The sequence below is a fragment of the Candidatus Berkiella aquae genome (assembly GCF_001431295.2).
GTDB classification, from domain to species: Bacteria; Pseudomonadota; Gammaproteobacteria; order Berkiellales; family Berkiellaceae; genus Berkiella; species Berkiella aquae.
Genome location: NZ_LKAJ02000001.1, coordinates 3,259,867 through 3,277,503 on the forward strand (window position 1 = coordinate 3,259,867; position 17,637 = coordinate 3,277,503).

At 42.1% G+C, this 17,637-nt stretch carries 15 protein-coding genes and 1 tRNA gene; 7 read left to right on the top strand and 9 right to left on the bottom strand.

Annotated features, from left to right (window positions below; translation table 11 throughout):
• The first annotated feature begins 1 nt into the window (after position 1).
• On the top strand, positions 2 to 277 hold the full coding sequence (locus HT99x_RS14385; RefSeq protein WP_075065237.1) for an oxidative damage protection protein: 276 nt from the start codon (positions 2 to 4) through the stop codon (positions 275 to 277).
• A gap of 13 nt (positions 278 to 290) precedes the next feature.
• Here HT99x_RS14385 and HT99x_RS14390 read toward each other — a convergent pair whose 3' ends face one another.
• On the bottom strand, positions 291 to 566 hold the full coding sequence (locus HT99x_RS14390; protein WP_075065236.1) for a hypothetical protein: 276 nt from the start codon (positions 564 to 566) through the stop codon (positions 291 to 293).
• Positions 567 to 590: 24 nt separating this feature from the next.
• Positions 591 to 854: a hypothetical protein gene (locus HT99x_RS14395; protein WP_139016559.1), complete on the bottom strand. Its 264-nt coding sequence runs from the start codon at positions 852 to 854 to the stop codon at positions 591 to 593.
• 364 nt (positions 855 to 1,218) lie between these two features.
• Here HT99x_RS14395 and HT99x_RS14400 point away from each other — a divergent pair.
• Positions 1,219 to 1,294: transfer RNA gene (locus tag HT99x_RS14400), tRNA-Phe, on the top strand.
• Between the two features lie 7 nt (positions 1,295 to 1,301).
• On the opposite strand, the gene HT99x_RS14405 is transcribed toward HT99x_RS14400, so the two are convergent.
• Entirely contained in the window at positions 1,302 to 2,150 is an 849-nt protein-coding gene (locus HT99x_RS14405) for a hypothetical protein (protein WP_075065233.1), read from the bottom strand.
• 227 nt (positions 2,151 to 2,377) lie between these two features.
• On the opposite strand from HT99x_RS14405, the gene HT99x_RS14410 reads away from it, so the two are divergent.
• Positions 2,378 to 3,241: an RMD1 family protein gene (locus HT99x_RS14410; protein ID WP_075065232.1), complete on the top strand. Its 864-nt coding sequence runs from the start codon at positions 2,378 to 2,380 to the stop codon at positions 3,239 to 3,241.
• Between the two features lie 111 nt (positions 3,242 to 3,352).
• On the opposite strand, the gene HT99x_RS14415 is transcribed toward HT99x_RS14410, so the two are convergent.
• From HT99x_RS14415 to bioD, 6 genes are all read right to left on the bottom strand, one after another.
• The gene (locus HT99x_RS14415) at positions 3,353 to 4,753 is read right to left on the bottom strand and encodes a sodium:solute symporter family transporter (protein ID WP_075065231.1); all 1,401 of its coding nucleotides are present in this window, start codon (positions 4,751 to 4,753) and stop codon (positions 3,353 to 3,355) included.
• Between the two features lie 344 nt (positions 4,754 to 5,097).
• Complete coding sequence (cysQ, locus tag HT99x_RS14420; protein WP_075065230.1) at positions 5,098 to 5,925, bottom strand: 3'(2'),5'-bisphosphate nucleotidase CysQ; 828 nt, start codon at positions 5,923 to 5,925, stop codon at positions 5,098 to 5,100.
• Between the two features lie 12 nt (positions 5,926 to 5,937).
• Entirely contained in the window at positions 5,938 to 7,785 is a 1,848-nt protein-coding gene (locus tag HT99x_RS14425) for a prolyl oligopeptidase family serine peptidase (RefSeq protein ID WP_075065229.1), read from the bottom strand.
• Between the two features lie 108 nt (positions 7,786 to 7,893).
• Positions 7,894 to 9,342 (bottom strand): M48 family metallopeptidase, encoded by a 1,449-nt coding sequence (locus tag HT99x_RS14430; protein ID WP_075065228.1) that lies wholly within the window; start codon positions 9,340 to 9,342, stop codon positions 7,894 to 7,896.
• 41 nt (positions 9,343 to 9,383) lie between these two features.
• Positions 9,384 to 10,325, bottom strand: a complete 942-nt coding sequence (locus HT99x_RS14435; protein ID WP_075065227.1) for a hypothetical protein — start codon at positions 10,323 to 10,325, stop codon at positions 9,384 to 9,386.
• 68 nt (positions 10,326 to 10,393) lie between these two features.
• Positions 10,394 to 11,101, bottom strand: a complete 708-nt coding sequence (gene bioD, locus HT99x_RS14440) for a dethiobiotin synthase (protein WP_075065226.1) — start codon at positions 11,099 to 11,101, stop codon at positions 10,394 to 10,396.
• 35 nt (positions 11,102 to 11,136) lie between these two features.
• Here bioD and HT99x_RS14445 point away from each other — a divergent pair, with 35 nt between their 5' ends.
• From HT99x_RS14445 to HT99x_RS14460, 4 genes are read left to right on the top strand one after another with little or no spacing between them, the layout of a single operon-like run.
• Positions 11,137 to 12,405, top strand: a complete 1,269-nt coding sequence (locus HT99x_RS14445) for an adenosylmethionine--8-amino-7-oxononanoate transaminase (RefSeq protein ID WP_200957088.1) — start codon at positions 11,137 to 11,139, stop codon at positions 12,403 to 12,405.
• A gap of 45 nt (positions 12,406 to 12,450) precedes the next feature.
• The gene (locus HT99x_RS14450; RefSeq protein WP_075065224.1) at positions 12,451 to 14,757 is read left to right on the top strand and encodes a Tex family protein; all 2,307 of its coding nucleotides are present in this window, start codon (positions 12,451 to 12,453) and stop codon (positions 14,755 to 14,757) included.
• Positions 14,758 to 14,770: 13 nt separating this feature from the next.
• Entirely contained in the window at positions 14,771 to 15,559 is a 789-nt protein-coding gene (locus HT99x_RS14455; RefSeq protein WP_139016558.1) for a hypothetical protein, read from the top strand.
• Positions 15,560 to 15,582: 23 nt separating this feature from the next.
• A complete protein-coding gene (locus HT99x_RS14460) occupies positions 15,583 to 17,580 on the top strand; it encodes a primosomal protein N' (protein WP_075065222.1) in 1,998 nt (665 codons plus the stop codon).
• The last annotated feature ends 57 nt before the right edge of the window (positions 17,581 to 17,637 follow it).

A 17,637-nucleotide genomic window follows, 5' to 3' on the forward strand; every position in this document is an offset into this window, starting at 1 on the left:
CATGTCAAGAACCGTATTTTGTGCAAAATTACACAAAGAATTACCAGGTTTAGAGCGCATTCCCTATCCTGGCTCATTAGGTAAACGGATTTTTGAAGAAGTTTCGCAAGAAGCTTGGCAAGCTTGGCTTAAACATCAAACCTTATTAATTAATGAGAACCGACTGAATGTGTTAGATCCTAAGGCACGCACTTTTATTGAGGGTGAAATGCAAAAGTATTTCTTTGAAGCAGAAGGAAGCGCAACCCCTGCAGGGTTTAAACCTCCCTCTGAATAAAGATTAAGCATGATTAGGCGTAGTGATGATAGGCAGCTAAAGTACCTACGCCAGCAACAAAAGCACCAATGCTTGCACCAACAATAGCCCCACCAAAAAGTCCTATTCCTATAACGATAGCATTTCCTAGCATCATGTAATCTCCGCCAGTCGCAATGGAGGTAACCCAGATGGTTCCTATCACGCCTCCTAATCCAGCACCAGCGAAAATGCTATTTAAAAAATTCATATCTGAATCCGCGAAACTGCCACTGATTGCATGGATTTCAACAGGTGTTAAATCTCTCATATCAAAACCTAAATTGAACAATCATTAAGCAAAGCGGTGATACGCGACCAAGGTAAGACCGACAGCCACACCAAGGCCTGCGCCAACCATTGCGCCACTAATTAACCCCATTCCGGTACCAATAGCATTTCCAATGAAGGCATAATCGCCAACCGCATTCCCCGTCATTAAAATGCCACCGACGATAGCACCAAGACCACTCCCACCGATAACGCTGAGTAACCCAATTTCGAGATCGGTTGCTCCGCCATGAATCGTATTCATTTCAATTTGTGTTAATTCTCTCATGTCACTACCTCTTAAACGTGAACAATCACTCACATATGCATCCATTGTGAACAAACATTCACTTCCTGTCAACCCGCAGGACACCCAAATTTATATTCATCAAGCAATTTATGAAGTTAGTTAGGTGAAAAATTAATAACGAAAGACAAGCCACTCTAATATTTTTCCAGCAAAAAATGTTATTCAACTAATTTTATGGAGAAAACACTTTTTAAATTTAGATGTCCTGAATTTTCTGAATTTTTTGGAAAGGGGAATTTTAAAAGCTTGGATGTCCTATGTCTGTTTTTGGGTGTCCTAAAGGATAATTGCGATATACCCTTGACACCTCGGGGGTACTTCACGTTTAATGAGCCCTCGCCGAGGCCAGATAGCTCAGTCGGTAGAGCAAAGGATTGAAAATCCTTGTGTCGCTGGTTCGATTCCAGCTCTGGCCACCACGGAAATTTATTTATCTTTTTGACTATCCTTCGTTTGCTCTTCAGCTGTTCCCTTCACTTTCAAGCTCGCAATATAACGCATCATCACACCCGCGTTTTCCGGGCCTTGCATACCAATCCTCGCGTAAAAGTCGATAATAAGGGGCGCAATAATATTGGCCGGGATAGCACTTTGCCCTCTCGCAAACATTTGCTTAACTAAATCTTCACCGTATTTTTCTGACATCTCTTTTAAGATGCCTTGTAGTAATAGCGCGGCTTGCGTTTGCGATGGCGGCGCTACTGGCGAATCGATAGAAGCTTCAATAACTTTAGTCTTCACTTGCAGCAAATGATTCAACAAGGTTTGGAAATTATTATCACTCCAAATAGCACCAAAATTGCCCGTGGTAGCTTGCCCATATTCCATAGCCAAGACGGCTTGTGGATCTTGGTTATACAAATAACGATAAAGCTCTAAAACCGCGCCAAGATAACGCATCACCGCTTCATTGGGCGCCGTCTGCAAATGTTCATAAAACACTTTGCCTAATAGCTGGCTAGAATACCCTGACAATATGGCTTGTGGTTGTTTATCAACCAATCCTTGTTTCACTTGTTTAACAAAGAGTGCAAACTCGTTGGGGTGATGCTTGGCAATCAGCTTGAAAAGGGGATGCTTAACAATCTCATGCTCAAATTGCCATCCTAATACATGAGGATAAAAATATCGTTTAGAAAGCTCAGCAGTGCCAAGGGCTGCAACAATTGCCACTAATGCCAGGGATATTTTGAGCCATTTCTTGGTTGTAAAAAAAGCAGGGATGATAAGCAACGCACCAATCAATATCCCAATGAGCGGGTTAATCCATTCCATAGCATTAAAGCATCCTTCATTTAAGTTACTAATAATATAGCTCACACTCTAAAATGCGAAGCATAGAATATCTAAAAAACGGGGATAAATAGGCAATTTAGGAAGAAGAGGCGGAAGTTCTTCCAACATCACCAATACAAGTTTATTGGATGACAAAGTGGTGAATTTGCCTTCTCTTAAGAAGAAGAGATAGAATAATTACCGATTTATTCCACATTTAAGAACATATGCAGCTAGAAGATATACACCCTTTAGATATTTTATCCTCCATCCCCGAAGAGCTATCTGCTAACTTAGCCCAATTGGGAAGCTGTGAAGTCAATGCCGTATTAATCGGTAATGAGATCAATTTAAAAGCCTTAACCAATAAAGGCGCATCTTCTCGCAAAGAATCATCGGTATTAATTCGTTTAGCAGAACAAAGTGCAGCACTGATTTACTCTTTTGGTGCGATTGTCTTCTTTAATGCAACCACCTCAGCAACGGTAGAACTCATTAGCCGCTGCCAACGTTTTGCAAGCCATTTAATCTCTACCCCAGAAACAGAACAATTTTCGGTTATTATTCAACCCGATCAACCAGAAGGCATTGTTCGAAACAAAGTATCGATTAAACGTATCAGCAAAGCACATTTGGAAATTATTGCCGATGCTTTAGCAAAGAGCGTTGTCATTGAATATCACGAGAATCGCATTGGTTCCATTTTTGACAAAATTGAGCCCATTGCTAAAAGTTTAAAAGAACGGGGCAAACTCGGTTATCGTTCAAATGATTTGCTCAAACATATTGGCGCCAGTCTTGTGATGGCACAAGAAATGGTTGGTAAAATTGAAGTCACCGAAAAACCGCTCATTCTCTGGGAACACGGTGAATTAGAGCCATTACATGCACAATTGGTTGAAGATTTAGAAATCATTGAACGTCAAAGTACTTTAGAACGCAAATTAGAACTGATTTCTCGCACAGCACAAACCTCATTAGAAGTCTTGCAGCAACATCAAAGTCATCGCCTAGAATGGTACATTATTATTCTGATTGGGATTGAGATTTTGCTACATCTTTATCAAATGTTCTTAAGCCCTGTCGTTTAACCGGGCTTTTGCTTCTGTTTTAAAAATAATATTTTTGCGTTCAGCCAAGGCGCGGGTTGTTTGAGCAGCGCAAAACAACCTGCAACGCAGGATCAACGCAAAATGATATTTTTAATCGGTAGAAACGGGCTGCTTCGCTAACGACATTTTGCTTCCTTGAACATAATATACCAGCGAGAAAGTCACCAAATTCAAAGCAATGCCGATAATCGCACCATTGAGCGTTGTCTCTCCCATTACCAATAACCACCAACAGGTTGCTCCAATACCTGTGGCACAGCCCCACCAAAATGCCGTACTTGATGCACGAAATCCAAAAATACCCGCAACCAAAGGCACGAGAATAAAAGGTGTCCAGAAATTATAGGCGACTAATAAAATATCTAAGGCACTTTTGGTTGAGAGTGCAAAAATCGCCCCTAATGCGCCCACAATTAATGTCACTATCCTTGACCAAAATAATTCTACTTTGGGCGCTAAACCATCACGGCTCATCGGTTTTAAAACATCATGGGTGATTGAAATCGCAGCAGCATTCAAGAAAGAATCGGCTGATGACATCACAACCGCCATCATACCAGCGATGGCTAAGCCTTTAAGGCCTATTGGCATCACTTGGTTAATGACATAAGGCAATGCCAAATTAGGATCTAATTGCGGGCTTAGCGTTAATGCGGTAAGGCCAACAACACCGATGAGCAAGAAGAAAGGAATTGATAACAAACCACTCCATAAAGTGCCCTTCGCTGTTTCTTTAAAGTTTCTACCAATTAACAAGCGCTGTACATAAGGGGGTACCAAGGTCTCACCAAAAAAGAAATTTAAAAATAAACCAATGACCGTTAATAGAGGTAGCGACCCCAAAAGGGAGAAGTGATCGGCAGGAACCGTATTGATAATATGCGAAAAACCTCCAGCCTGCTTTACGCCAAATAATAATACTAAGGGTAAGGCAACAATTAAGACACAAAAATGAATCACATCATTTGCAACAACGGATTTCATGCCACCTAATGCCGCATAGATCACCACAATCACCGTACCCAGCACGATACCAAATGAGGCATCGGCACCAGTTAAGACATTCAGAATATAGCCAAAAGCTGCAAATTGCGCACCGGCAATTCCCGCACAAACAATGCCTGAAGCGACCCCGGTTAAAATCTTCGCTTTACGGCCATAGAGCTGCCCCATGATGTCCCCAACAGAGATAGCATCTTTAAATGGCGTCATTCGTGGCGCAATAAAGGTGGCGACTAAAATTTCTTTGGCACTAAAACCCCATAGAGCAACAACATAAACAAGCCCCATCGTAAAAACTTTTTCTGCTAATCCTGTGGTGAACCCGCCTCCAATAAAAGAGGATGACAAGGTTGCAAAAATAACTGCAGCCCCATAACTTCGGTTACCTGTCGAAAAGTCATCTAAACTTTTGACCGACTTACTGACCCAAATTCCAACACCTAAAATCAATGCAAAGTAAGCACACATGATAGCTAAATCAATAGTCATTGCAGGGCTCCATGATTCATCTGGGTTCTAGTTGAGAATATACACTGGTAGCTGCTGTGACAAACTTTTCACTAACAATCAAGTCTTTACTTTTGCAAAATTTTTGGATCACAAAAAAAGTTGTACACAGGTTTTTTAGTTAAAAATCCAAATTTTGGAAGCAATTTTTTTTTGTCACTGCCACCCTCTTGACTTCTGTATGTTATTGAATTTTAAGTAATTAATTTTGATATTACCTGCTTGACCAACTTGAGAAAAAATCGTAGCCGTATATTACATTTCTAATGCAACAATTCATCCACACAGTTATCCACAGGTTTAACCAGAGATTAATTTAGTCAGTGCTACCTAAAAGATGAGGGGAAAAAGCGTTTCCAATCTGAATCTTTATCGCCAACCGCAATAAAATGTGGCTGCTCTAAGGTCCCAGCTCGGTTATACGTCAATGGTAACCCTTCGAATGAAAAGACTTCTCCACCAGCTTCTTCTAAAATGCATTGCCCTGCAGCATTATCCCATTCTGAAGTCGGGCTAAGGCGTAACAAGAGATCTGCCTGGCCGCTGGCAATAGTGCAAAACTTGAGAGCACTACCTTGAGAGATAAGTTCAGTAGGGCCAAGACGTACAAGCCAAGGCTGCAAATAGTCAAGACCATGATGTCGACTAACCAATACCCGTAATGGTTGCGCGGGCGGGATCTTGGAAACAATACGCTTTTGCTGTCCTTGTTGATCACAAGCATAAGCCCCACCCCCACGCCAAGCTAAGTAACCAGCTCTTTGTGCTGGTACATAAACAACACCTAGTACAGGTTGATGATTCACAATCAGTGCAATATTAACGGTAAATTCGTCATTACGTGCGAGAAATTCTTTAGTGCCATCTAATGGATCAACACACCAATAGCGAGACCATTGTTGGCGCTCCAAAAAAGGGATTTGCCGACCTTCCTCTGATAATAAGGGAGCAGCCCCTTGATGATCTAAGACATACTCTGCTAACCCATTGGCAATAATCTCATGTGCTGCTTGATCTGCTACCGTAATCGGCGATTGATCGGCTTTATAGTCTGCGGTAATTGATTCGCTATCTTGGTAATAAGTCAGAATCTTTTCACCAGCTTGCTTTGCAAGCTGATAGGCATAATCAGTCCATGTGGCTAACTCGGTCATTTTCAAACAGTCCTATTTCCAAGCTTTTAGAAAAAATTCTCGCATTTTCTCTAGTACTGTAATCCGATTCTCTGCTTTGCGAAACCCGTGCTGTTCACCTTTAAAAATATAAAGCTCTGTCATAATTCCTTTTTCCTGCAAAGCAAAATACATTTTCTCTGCTTGATCAACAGGCACCACCTTATCTTCATCTCCTTGGAAAAAAATCACTGGCGAAGAGAGTTTATCAACATGATATAAAGGTGAACGCTCTAAATAAGTTTCTCTCATTTGTGGATAAGGTCCAATCAAGCGATCAAGATATCTGGCTTCAAATTTATGGGTATCTTTTGCCAAAGCTTCGCAATCACTCACACCATAAAGACTGGCACCCGCCTGAAATGATTTGGTAAAAGCTAAAGCAGCAAGCGTGGTATAACCACCTGCACTCCCTCCAGTAATGGCCAATTGATTTGCATTCACCAATCCTTGTGAGACTAAATAATGTGCAGCCTTTTCACAATCTTGCACATCATAAATTCCCCAATTTTGCTCCAGGCTTTTGCGGTAAGTACGACCATAGCCTGTACTACCTGCATAATTCACATCAACAACCGCAAATCCACGGCTTGTCCAATATTGAATATCTAAATTAAAATCTGCACCACAATTAGCGGTAGGACCACCATGACTTTTGACAATCAATGGAGGTAATGCTTCTTTTGCGGCAAAATTTTGATTATGCGGCGCATAAAAATAGGCATGCGATACACGATTATTCGTGCTTTCATAAGTAATATGTAATGGCGCACTCAGATAACCTTCATCGATAACAAAGGGTGAGTTCTCGCGCAATATTCTGGGGGTCTTTAAATCGAGCAATGCGACCATCGCCGTTGGTTTTTGTGGATGCCCACCAATAAAAGCAACGGTTTCATTTTGGATACGTAATTGTGAGAAATTGTTAAAGGGCAAATCTAATGCCACAGGCTTATTATTTTTGACAAAGAAAAGACGACCTTTCCCTTGATCAGCATAAGTGCATAACAAGCCATCCCGATAGAATCCCCAGGTTGAAGCACCAAAATTCCACAAAGGTCGCCCTATCTCACTATCTACCTGAAATAAAAGTTCTAATTGTTTATCTTTGACTTGATATAAATTCCACCAATTATTTTTATCACTGACCACCACTAATTCATTATGAGGGCCCCATTGTGGTTGAAAAAAAGCTTGTTCGGGTTCTTTTTCATCAATTCTTTGCTGATTTTGTAAGCCTTGTTGCGTAAAATCAGCGATCCAAAGCTCTGTGTTATCCCATGGCATATTGGGATGATTCCAGCAGATCCATGCGATTTGTTTAAAATCTTTACTTAAGGCTGGCGAGGAATAAAAATCATAACCTTTTGCTAAAGGTTGAATGTGACCCGTTTCAGGATCAATCAACGCTAAGAAATTTTCAGGCTCATGGGTCTGCGCTAGGTGTGACTCTGCGATAGCAACAATACCGAATGGGGTTACTTTCAGATCAGCAAAACGAATTCCCGTTTGCGTTATCGGTTGTGGCTTTGTCCCAGGTGCCATGCGATATAAACGTTGATCGGCAAAATGAATGAAGTAAATAATCCCTTTATCAACCGTAAAGGCAGCGCCTCCATATTCGTGTACTCGTGTTCTAGCATTAAATTCTTTCGGTAGAATATCTTGGGCAATCGAAGAGGATTGCTTCACAATGACACAACGCCCACCTTCATTCGGACGCATTTCTGACCAATAAATATCGTTACCATCGATAACCACATCTTGGAAAGCAACAATCGCACTAGAAGCCATCTGTGCACTAATGGGCGAATCCCATGTTCCATAAGGGGCAAAAATCATCGACGCTCTCCTTGAGCTAATTAAAATCACATGTTCTCAAGAAATTAACATAGGAGGATGCTTTGGGGAAGAAAGAGCCCCTGCTAAGAGAGGCTCCCTGTCTGGATGTTAGTGATGACGTTTACTGGTGGGTTTTGCCGCGCGCTTTGCTGAATCAGCCACTTGATGCGGTTGCACTTTGGTCGAAGCCTTACCACGTGCATGTTGGGTCGTAATCGGTGCACCACCTTTAGTCGGTTTGCTAGCAACTCGTCCTTTTGATAATTGTGCAATCGCTTTTTCTAAACGTGTGATTTTCTCTTTTAGTTTATGAGAATGCTCATGTGCATGAGCAGATTTCACCACACCGCTACCATCAGGACCAATGACTTCATAACGATCCTTTTTCGCAATTTCTTTGTATAAATCACGATTAATTTCTCTGTCTCGCGCGTACAATCTATCCAAATCCGCTTGGTTAGAGGCTTGCTCATACCCAGGGATCGCTTGACGCATTGGGGTTTTTAAATTGGTGCTGCGAGGATTGGGATCAAACAATTCATTAATGAAAAATCCTAATTCTCGAACAATTGCGTCGATAGCACTCAGAATTCTCCAGCCTGTTTTATCATCGCCTGCGTATTCTTGCTTATCTATCCAATTGGTAAACCAACGCACCCAAGAAGCAAAGGGGCCATTATATTCAGAGCGCTTTTTACTCGCTTGATCTTCAGCAAGACGGCGATAGGTGGGCTTTTCAAACAATACGGGGCAGACTTTAAAGTCAATGGCATCAATCAAGTCCATGCCGCGTCCCATATCCACAACCGTTAAAGCCGCATCGTATTCATAAGAACGTTTGATAGCGCGTTGCAGGAGTAAGAAAAACTGTAATGGCCAAATTAAAAAGCCGATAACACGATAAAATAAATTACCACTACGCGCATTTTCTAAGGTATTAACCAAATCAAGGCCCATACCCACCAGGGTACCGCCTAAACTACGTCGATGGTAAATTTTGACTAATTGCATTGCCACTAACGCCGCCATGTGACGTTGATTCAAATTAGTATCATGTGAATTTAACGCACCAGAGGAGAATAAAATCGCGGCTTTACCTGGATTACGCCCTTCAACAGTCACCATCTTAAAGTGATGATCGGTGAAAGTAAGCAAACGTGGCATCGGAATATCTTGATGCTTATCGCCATAAACCTTTTTAAAATGTGCGTTCACTTCACAACGTACTTGATTGACTAGTTTGCGCAGATCGGTTGGATTATGTTCATCAAATTTGAAATTTTCACGGACTTCTCGCGTTGAGAACATAAACGTGTTTATTTCACGGCTGAACCAAAAATTGAGCGCAGTCATCCCAACAACCGCTGCCACCGTTTTAGCAAAAAGCGGTAAAAAGGCAGCAGTGAAAGCTAAACCAAAAGACCATACCCACAAGCCACCGGCAATCGCAGCCGAAGCGACAAGCAATGCAAGCATCGTACTGAAATTGGGCAGCAAACCATAAAGCCTGGGATGCTTACTCGTTGTAGCCTGGGCCATCCAGCTAAAATTAAACATAAGTTCACCTTTTTAGTTAAACGTTAAATAAAACATTGACATCAGGATTGATAATGTTTACCCAATGCAAAAAACGTCTCAGGTGCTCTTCCATGTTGCTTAGCATGGCTTGCAATTTTTTCTTGCAACCCAGCTTGTTCCAAAAATTGAAATAATGTGTGGATCTGCTCTTTAACTGCAGGTTTGGGGTGCTCACGCTCTTGTAACCACAGTCCCCATGTTATTTCTTTTCCATCTTGCTGAATTTGTGCACCACGATTCGTCATTTCGAAAACACCATTTTTTTGCGGTACCAAATAGGTAGCCCCCGTTAAGGCTTGCGGGAATTGCGCAACAGGAAAATCAATGATTTGTGAGGCATAACGTTTTTTAAGCTTATCAAAAATACGTTTTTGTTCTTTGGTTCGACCACCATCATTCGAAGGCGTGTCTTGATATACCACTAACAAGATACCCCCTTTGGCAAGATAATCGCGCACCGTTTTTGCACGCAATAATGCAGTATTCAGCCGTGTTTTATCTTTATCGTTAGCAACATCATCAGAAACAAGTTGATTATTTAAACGTCCCTCTGTCACTAAAGGCGTTGCAATTTGTGGTGCATGGATAACCCATAACGGCATTACCGCTTTGGGATCGGCAGTCGTCATGCCTTCAACAATATGGCTTTCAATATGGTATTGAATCGGTGCAAACAAAGTGCGGACTTCTTTATCGGTTTTTCCAACACGAGTTGCGTAGCCATTCACGATGACTTCTTGCCAAACTGATTGCGCTGCTTGATTCAATGCGACATCAGTAATGCCTGTTTTCTCATCGTTGAGATCATTTGCAATCGCAGGCTGTAAGCGATAATAAAGCGCAGCCTTAGCACAACCACAACCTTGGCTATACGCGCTCGTAAACCAGCCCATCAAGAAAAGACTTAACAAAATAGTTAAAAAATCGCGGGTTTTTGGACAATTTCGATATAAGTTATTCATATAAGATATCTATTGTTACCAAAAGTGGCCCATTTTAAGCCAAAAAAAATGATTTGTCCCACTTATTTTTAGTTTGCGGCTTCTTGCAACAAAACATCATAAAGTAAGGGAAGATTATGGGCATATGCTGCATTTTGTTGCCATGGAATGGTGATGACAGGAATATCCACAACATACTCTTTTAGATAATCGCTCGTTGCTTGCAAAGAAACACGACTTTGAAATGAAGCATTAACGACAACGGCAATCACTTCTATTTTTTGCATCCATAAAACCTGCAAAGCGGTGAGTGTATGGCTTAAAGCCCCGAGATAAGAACCGGTGACGAGAATACAACGGCTATTTAAAGCTTTAATCCACTCTAAATTAGTAAAACGTCCATTGATAGGTGACATTAAGCCTCCTACCCCTTCAATCAGATGGATTTTACCTTGCGCTTTAGCAAGTTCGCTTCGATGTTGGCAAAATGCAATCAGCTCATCAATATCAATGGGACTGCCTTCGGCCTTTGCTGCCATATCTGGTGTCAAAGGTAATGTAAAACGCCACGGTGAGATTGCTTGTATATGCGCGTCATCTAACGGCAAAGCAGCCGCTTTTAATAAAATAGCTGTGTCTGTTTCTGGTATTGCTTCTGCTGTTTGTGGCCAACCTGAAATAACTGGCTTACTTACCCAAAAAGGCTGCCTTCGATGCTGACCATATTGTAAAAGCTGCGCGGTGATAAAGGTCTTACCAATTTCTGTACCAGTTGCAGCGATAAAGATGCCTGCCATATACTTCTTGCGCTTTTCTTTGGATGGATAAAAATATGACAAATGCTACCGTATGGCTCCCTTATGCGCAAATGCAAACCACATTGCCCCCTTTTGAAGTGGTAGCAAGTCATGGATCACGACTGGTCCTTGCTGATGGCAAAGAATTAATCGATGGCGTTGCTTCCTGGTGGACAGCCTGTCATGGTTACAACCATCCACACATTATCAACGCCATTCAAAAACAAGCCGCTATTATGCCGCATGTGATGATGGGAGGATTAATTCATCCACAAGCGACACGCTTAGCAAAGCGTTTAGCAGCAATATTACCTGGTACATTGGATGCCGTTTTCTTTAGTGAATCAGGCTCAGTTGCCGTAGAAATTGCTATGAAAATGGCACTGCAATTTTGGATGAATCAACATCAAGAGCAAAAACATCGTTTTATCTATTTTGAACATGGTTATCATGGTGATACTTTCTTCACGATGTCAGTGTGTGATCCCAATGAAGGGATGCATCGGTTATTTCATCGTGTTCTACCAACCCAACACTTTCAACCCTTACCGACCACCGACGCCTTATTAGACAACTTTGCAAATTGGCTGAAAAAACATGCCCATGAATGTGCTGCTTTATTAATCGAACCGCTCGTGCAAGGTGCTGGTGGCATGAAAATGCATCACCCGGAAACCTTGCATGCGATTGCAACGCTTTGTAAACAACATGATGTGCTGGTGATTGCCGATGAAATTTTCACAGGATTTGGTCGCACCGGTTCCTTATTTGCGATTGATCAAGCGAATATCGTTCCTGATATTATTTGTTTATCAAAAGCGCTGACTGGTGGCACATTGCCACTTGCTGTGACGGTGGCAAGTCAACACATTTTTGATGGCTTTTTATCAGATGACTCTCATAAAGCCTTAATGCATGGCACGACTTTTATGGGCAATGCCTTAGGGTGTGCCGCCGCGAATGCCTCCTTAGATTTGTTTGAAAGCGAACCACGATTAGCCCAAGTGGCAACGATTAATGCCGCTCTCTCACAGGCATTTGCCCCCTTGGCCGACATACCAGGCGTCAAAGATGTACGAACATTGGGTGCCATTGGTGTTATTCAATTAGAGCGCGCATTAACATCAACCGAAATGTCTTGGTTCAAGCAACAATGCGTCAATGAGGGTATTTGGTGTCGTCCCATACAAGATGTGGTTTATACCACGCCATCCTTAACCATTGACCCCGCCGATTTATCAAGCCTCACAGCGGTCATTGCCAAGCAGGTACGCGCATGGTCTACCCTTTTTTACCATGCGTAGTATACTCTTGCGTTCGAAATGAGCCGTTATCAGGAATTATATAGAATGCAAGATATTGCAAAACGCATTGCAGTGGAATTAGCAGTTGCCCCAGAACAAACAAAGGCAGCAATCCAACTCTTAGATGAAGGCGCGACCGTCCCGTTTATCGCAAGATATCGAAAGGAAGTGACCCAAGGTTTGGATGATACTCAATTACGTAACTTGCAAGAACGCTTGCTCTATTTACGAGAATTAGAAGAACGGCGTGAAACCATTTTAAAAAGTATTACCGAACAGAATAAACTGACTCCCGAACTACAAGCACAAATTCTAGAAGCCGACAGTAAAGTTCGTCTAGAAGATCTTTATCGTCCTTATAAACCCAAGCGCCGAACCAAAGGTCAAATTGCGATTGAAGCCGGTCTTGAAGGACTTGCTGATGGGCTGTTTAACGATCCTAGCTTATCGCCCGAACAAACCGCATTAAGCTATGTTGACGCGGAAAAAGGGGTAAAAGATACCAAAGAAGCTTTAGAAGGCGCTCGGTATATTCTCATGGAACGTTTTGCTGATGATGCAGACTTACTCGGCAAATGTCGGGCTTATATTGAAGAACATGCGTTACTGCAAAGTAAAGTGATTGAAGGCAAAGAAACGCAAGCACAAAAATTCCTGGATTATTTCGCTCACAGCGAAGTGTGGAAAAAAGTACCCTCACATCGTGCTCTAGCAATGTTTCGTGGAAAACGAGAAGGCTTTCTTCAACTTGCATTGATACTACCCGAAGAAATCGAAAATCCACAAGCTATCTGTGCACCCCAACAAATGGTTGCGAATCAATTCCAAATCGCTGCGAAAGGTCGTGCTGCAGATGCTTGGTTACAAGAAGTGGTTAGATTCACCTGGCGTGTCAAAATTCAAACACATTTAGAAACAGAATTATTAACTGCATTACGAGAGAAAGCAGAAGAAGAAGCTATCGGTGTTTTTAAACACAACTTACACGATCTGCTCATGGCTCCTCCTGCGGGCGCACAAGCAACGTTAGGTTTAGATCCAGGCATTCGTACTGGCGTTAAAGTTGCGGTTGTTGATGCCAATGGTAAGTTATTAGCAACCGAAACCATTTATCCTCATGTTCCTCGCCAAGAGTGGAAACAATCTTTGGCGGTCTTACATAAATTGATTTCAGAACACCAAATCAAATTGGTTAGTATTGGTAATGGAACCGCATCAAGAGAAACAGAAAAACTGGTTGAAGATTATTGCAAATTATTCCCTGATCAAAAAATAACCAAGGTGGTTACTTCTGAAGCGGGCGCTTCTGTTTACTCAGCTTCTGAATTAGCGGCTAAAGAATTTCCGGATTTAGACGTTTCGTTACGTGGTGCTGTGTCAATTGCAAGACGTATCCAAGATCCTTTAGCTGAGCTAGTTAAAATTGAACCTAAAGCGATTGGCGTTGGACAATACCAACATGATGTCAATCAAACCAAATTAGCACGAACACTGGATACCGTGGTTGAAGATGCGGTGAATGCTGTCGGCGTTGATTTAAATACCGCCTCATTACCCTTGTTGACACACGTTGCTGGGCTCAATCAGCAAATTGCTAGCAACATTATTCAATTTCGTGATCAAAAAGGCTCGTTTAAAAATCGAAGCCAATTAAAAGAAGTCCCTCGCCTTGGCGATAAAGCTTTCGAGCAAGCAGCAGGCTTCCTACGCATTATGGATGGTGATAACCCATTGGATGCATCAGCCGTACATCCTGAATCTTATCCCATCGTTCAGAGCATTCTGAATAAATCAGGACGTGAGTTAAAAGATATTATTGGCAACGCTAGTTTCTTACACTCTGTGAATCCTAAGGAATTTGTTAACGATCAAATCGGCCTGCCAACGATTGTCGATATTCTCAAAGAATTAGAAAAGCCAGGACGTGATCCCAGAGCAAGCTTTCGCACCGCACAGTTCCAAGAAGGCGTTGAAACCTTAGATGATTTAAAACCAGGGATGATTTTAGAAGGCATTATTACCAACGTTGCCAATTTTGGTGCATTTGTTGATATCGGTGTCCATCAAGATGGTTTAGTGCACATTTCAGCGTTATCAAATGAATTTATCAAAGATCCGCGCGATGTGGTTAAAGCAGGTCAAATTGTTAAAGTCAAAGTACTTGAAGTTGATAAACCACGCCAACGTATTAGTTTAACAATGCGCATGGAAGATAAACCCAGTAGCACTCAAGCAAAACCTGCTCATAACACGAAAGTTAAAACCCAGCACAAATCCAAGCCGGTTGAACAAACAGGTTCTTTAGGACTTGCGCTACAAGCGGCATTTAACAAACCCAACAAAGTCAAATAACCCTAACAAAAAAATGGATAAGTTTTGGGAGATGGTGAGCAAGCGAATAGAAGATTTAGCAATTGTAAAGAAGCGGCTCGCTCGCCAATGGGATACCGTGCAACATATTCTCATGCACGATATCCCTCAAGATTTGCAGAAATTTTTTGAAATACAGGGAAAAATTCAACAAGAACGTTTAGATCAGATGATTGAGTTTGCTTATCATAATTTGCAAACTGAATGGCTTTTTGTTCAACGAAATATCTCAACCTTTTTACAGTTTGCAACTAATTTCCTTCACAATCGCTGGAAACAATTGCAACCTAAACTCGATAATTTAGTCCAAACATCCTTTGCTATTTCAACCGCAACTTCGACCTTGCAATTATCCGTGCAAATCACACCCATTGTGCTCTCAGCGATGACGATACTTGCAGCAGCACCGATGCTGAATGCCTTGTTGCCTGAGTTTCTATTTAATACAACTGTGATCTTTTTTATTATGATGGGTATTTCAGCTTATGCTGGTTATAGTAAATTTAAAGAGCTGGAACTACGTGCTAAATTGGATGGTCAAATTGAAATCAATGACAAGCAAAATAAAAAACATAGCCGTCAACTTCACAAGCTTGGACAGCGCCTTAAAGAATTAGAACGCTCCTTGTGCCCAAAGGCAGGCCCCCTCCTTCTCCCTCCTACTGCGCCCCCCCCACCCGTGGCAATCCGATATCCTTTGAAAAAAAGAGAACGACAATCCGAACAACGCAAACCTCAACAAAAGATGGGAAAGCGGCCTCGTATAGGCGATAATCTACTGTAGATCTAATGTTGGAAATTTAACTCATGAAAGCAGGTACAATCATCTATCAAGTTGCATTGAATGTACCCCTTCGCCGTTTGTTTGATTATCTGCCGCCTGAAAATGAAACCCCGCTTTTAGCACGTGGTACGCGAGTATTGGTTCCTTTTGGACGGCAAACCTTAGTGGGGATCATTTTTGGCCATTCCGAAAAATCTGCCTTCTCTCACGATCAATTAAAAGCGATTCGTCAAGTTTGTGATCCTGCCCCATTATTCCCAGAATCTTTATGTACTTTTATTGAGAAAACCGCCGCTTATTACCATCATCCACTGGGCGAGGTGGCTTTTAGTGGCACCCCCAGTTTATTGCGAGAAGGAAAACCTTGCCCTTCTTTACCTGATGACATTGCAATCTCAACACAAGCGTCTGACATTGCTTTAAATGAACAGCAACAATTTGCCCTGCAAGCCATTCATGATGCCCAACATAGCTTTCAGCCCTTTTTACTCGAAGGTGTGACAGGAAGCGGCAAAACAGAAATCTATTTACGTGCTGCTCAAATTGCAAGTCAAAAGAACCAGCAAATATTAATTCTTGTACCCGAAATTTCACTCACACCTCAAACGCAACAACGTTTTATTGAAAGATTTGGCCAAGCTGTCATTTGCTATCATTCACGCATGACACCCAAAGAACGTTTCATTGCTTGGCTTAAAGTAAAAGAGGGGCATGCTGTTATTGTCATAGGCACCCGATCCAGTATTTTCTTACCATTCACCCAGTTAGGTTTAATCGTGGTGGATGAAGAGCACGATTCTTCTTTCAAACAACAAGAAGGGTTTCGTTATTCTGCCCGCGACATGGCCGTTTTGCGCGCAAAATTATTATCGTGTCCCGTTGTATTAGGATCGGCAACACCAGCTTTTGAAACGCTATATAATGCACAAAGTGGTAAATATCAACATCTCACTTTGCCACTTCGTGCAACCAAAGTGCAATTACCCACCATGACGCATTTGGATGTCCGTCATAAAAAATTAGAGGGTGGATTATCGGCACAATTAATTCAGCGTATTGAGCAGCATCTCAAGAATGAAGGACAAGTGCTCCTCTTTATTAATCGTCGTGGTTTTGCTCCCACTTACCTGTGCTACAGCTGCAACTGGATGGCGCAGTGTCCAAGATGCGATGCACGCCTTACCTATCATCAACGCAAGGCAGCGCTCATTTGCCATCATTGCACCTATCAATCATCGGTCAATCAACAATGCCCCGACTGCCAAAGTGAAGATCTGCATCCGGTCGGCCAAGGTACTGAACAATTAGAAGCGGTCTTAACAAAACGTTTTCCAGAGATCGCCATAGCGAGAATCGATAGTGATGCAACGCGCAAAAAAGGCAGCCTAGAAGAATTACTTCATAAAGCACATCATAAAGAAGTTCCTTTACTGATTGGGACACAGATGTTGGCTAAAGGCCATCACTTCCCCCATCTATCCCTGGTTGCGATTGTAGATGCCGATGGCGGGCTCTTTAGTGTTGATTTTCGTGCGGTCGAACGCATGGCACAATTACTGATTCAGGTGGCAGGCCGCGCAGGTCGTGTTCATCAAGCAGGCGAAGTCGTCATCCAAACCTGCTTTCCCGATCACCCACTTTTAAAGCAAATCCGTAGTCAAAACTACCCAGAATTAGCACAATCTTTATTAACTGAACGCTCGCACTGCCAATTACCCCCTTTTGCGCATCTTGCCTTAATTCGAGCACACGCCATGACGCCGCAATTACCAGAACAATTATTAGCGCAAATACAGCAATCTCTTGTTCACTTAAAGATAGAAGGCGTCCAAATTTTGGGCCCCGTACCCGCTCCCATGCATCGGCGCCAAGGTCATTATCGTTATCAGCTGCTGATCCAGGCCAAAGAACGTAAACCGCTCCATCAGGTTTTAAGTTATTCAACATCTATCTTAGAAAAATCAAAATTAGCAAAACGGGTGAGATGGTCTTTAGATGTGGATCCGCTGGAAATGTTTTAGAATAGGAAAAATTCTTCTATATCGACCTATAATATAATATATAGATAGCTAATGAGC

Excerpts from the sequence above, each read along its gene's own strand:
- HT99x_RS14385 (WP_075065237.1), top strand. The coding sequence starts at position 2 with ATGTCAAGAACCGTATTTTGTGCAAAATTACACAAAGAATTACCAGGT.
- HT99x_RS14390 (WP_075065236.1), bottom strand. The coding sequence starts at position 566 with ATGAGAGATTTAACACCTGTTGAAATCCATGCAATCAGTGGCAGTTTC.
- HT99x_RS14395 (WP_139016559.1), bottom strand. The coding sequence starts at position 854 with ATGAGAGAATTAACACAAATTGAAATGAATACGATTCATGGCGGAGCA.
- HT99x_RS14405 (WP_075065233.1), bottom strand. The coding sequence starts at position 2,150 with ATGGAATGGATTAACCCGCTCATTGGGATATTGATTGGTGCGTTGCTT.
- HT99x_RS14410 (WP_075065232.1), top strand. The coding sequence starts at position 2,378 with ATGCAGCTAGAAGATATACACCCTTTAGATATTTTATCCTCCATCCCC.
- HT99x_RS14415 (WP_075065231.1), bottom strand. The coding sequence starts at position 4,753 with ATGACTATTGATTTAGCTATCATGTGTGCTTACTTTGCATTGATTTTA.
- cysQ (WP_075065230.1), bottom strand. The coding sequence starts at position 5,925 with ATGACCGAGTTAGCCACATGGACTGATTATGCCTATCAGCTTGCAAAG.
- HT99x_RS14425 (WP_075065229.1), bottom strand. The coding sequence starts at position 7,785 with ATGATTTTTGCCCCTTATGGAACATGGGATTCGCCCATTAGTGCACAG.
- HT99x_RS14430 (WP_075065228.1), bottom strand. The coding sequence starts at position 9,342 with ATGTTTAATTTTAGCTGGATGGCCCAGGCTACAACGAGTAAGCATCCC.
- HT99x_RS14435 (WP_075065227.1), bottom strand. The coding sequence starts at position 10,325 with ATGAATAACTTATATCGAAATTGTCCAAAAACCCGCGATTTTTTAACT.
- bioD (WP_075065226.1), bottom strand. The coding sequence starts at position 11,101 with ATGGCAGGCATCTTTATCGCTGCAACTGGTACAGAAATTGGTAAGACC.
- HT99x_RS14445 (WP_200957088.1), top strand. The coding sequence starts at position 11,137 with ATGACAAATGCTACCGTATGGCTCCCTTATGCGCAAATGCAAACCACA.
- HT99x_RS14450 (WP_075065224.1), top strand. The coding sequence starts at position 12,451 with ATGCAAGATATTGCAAAACGCATTGCAGTGGAATTAGCAGTTGCCCCA.
- HT99x_RS14455 (WP_139016558.1), top strand. The coding sequence starts at position 14,771 with ATGGATAAGTTTTGGGAGATGGTGAGCAAGCGAATAGAAGATTTAGCA.
- HT99x_RS14460 (WP_075065222.1), top strand. The coding sequence starts at position 15,583 with ATGAAAGCAGGTACAATCATCTATCAAGTTGCATTGAATGTACCCCTT.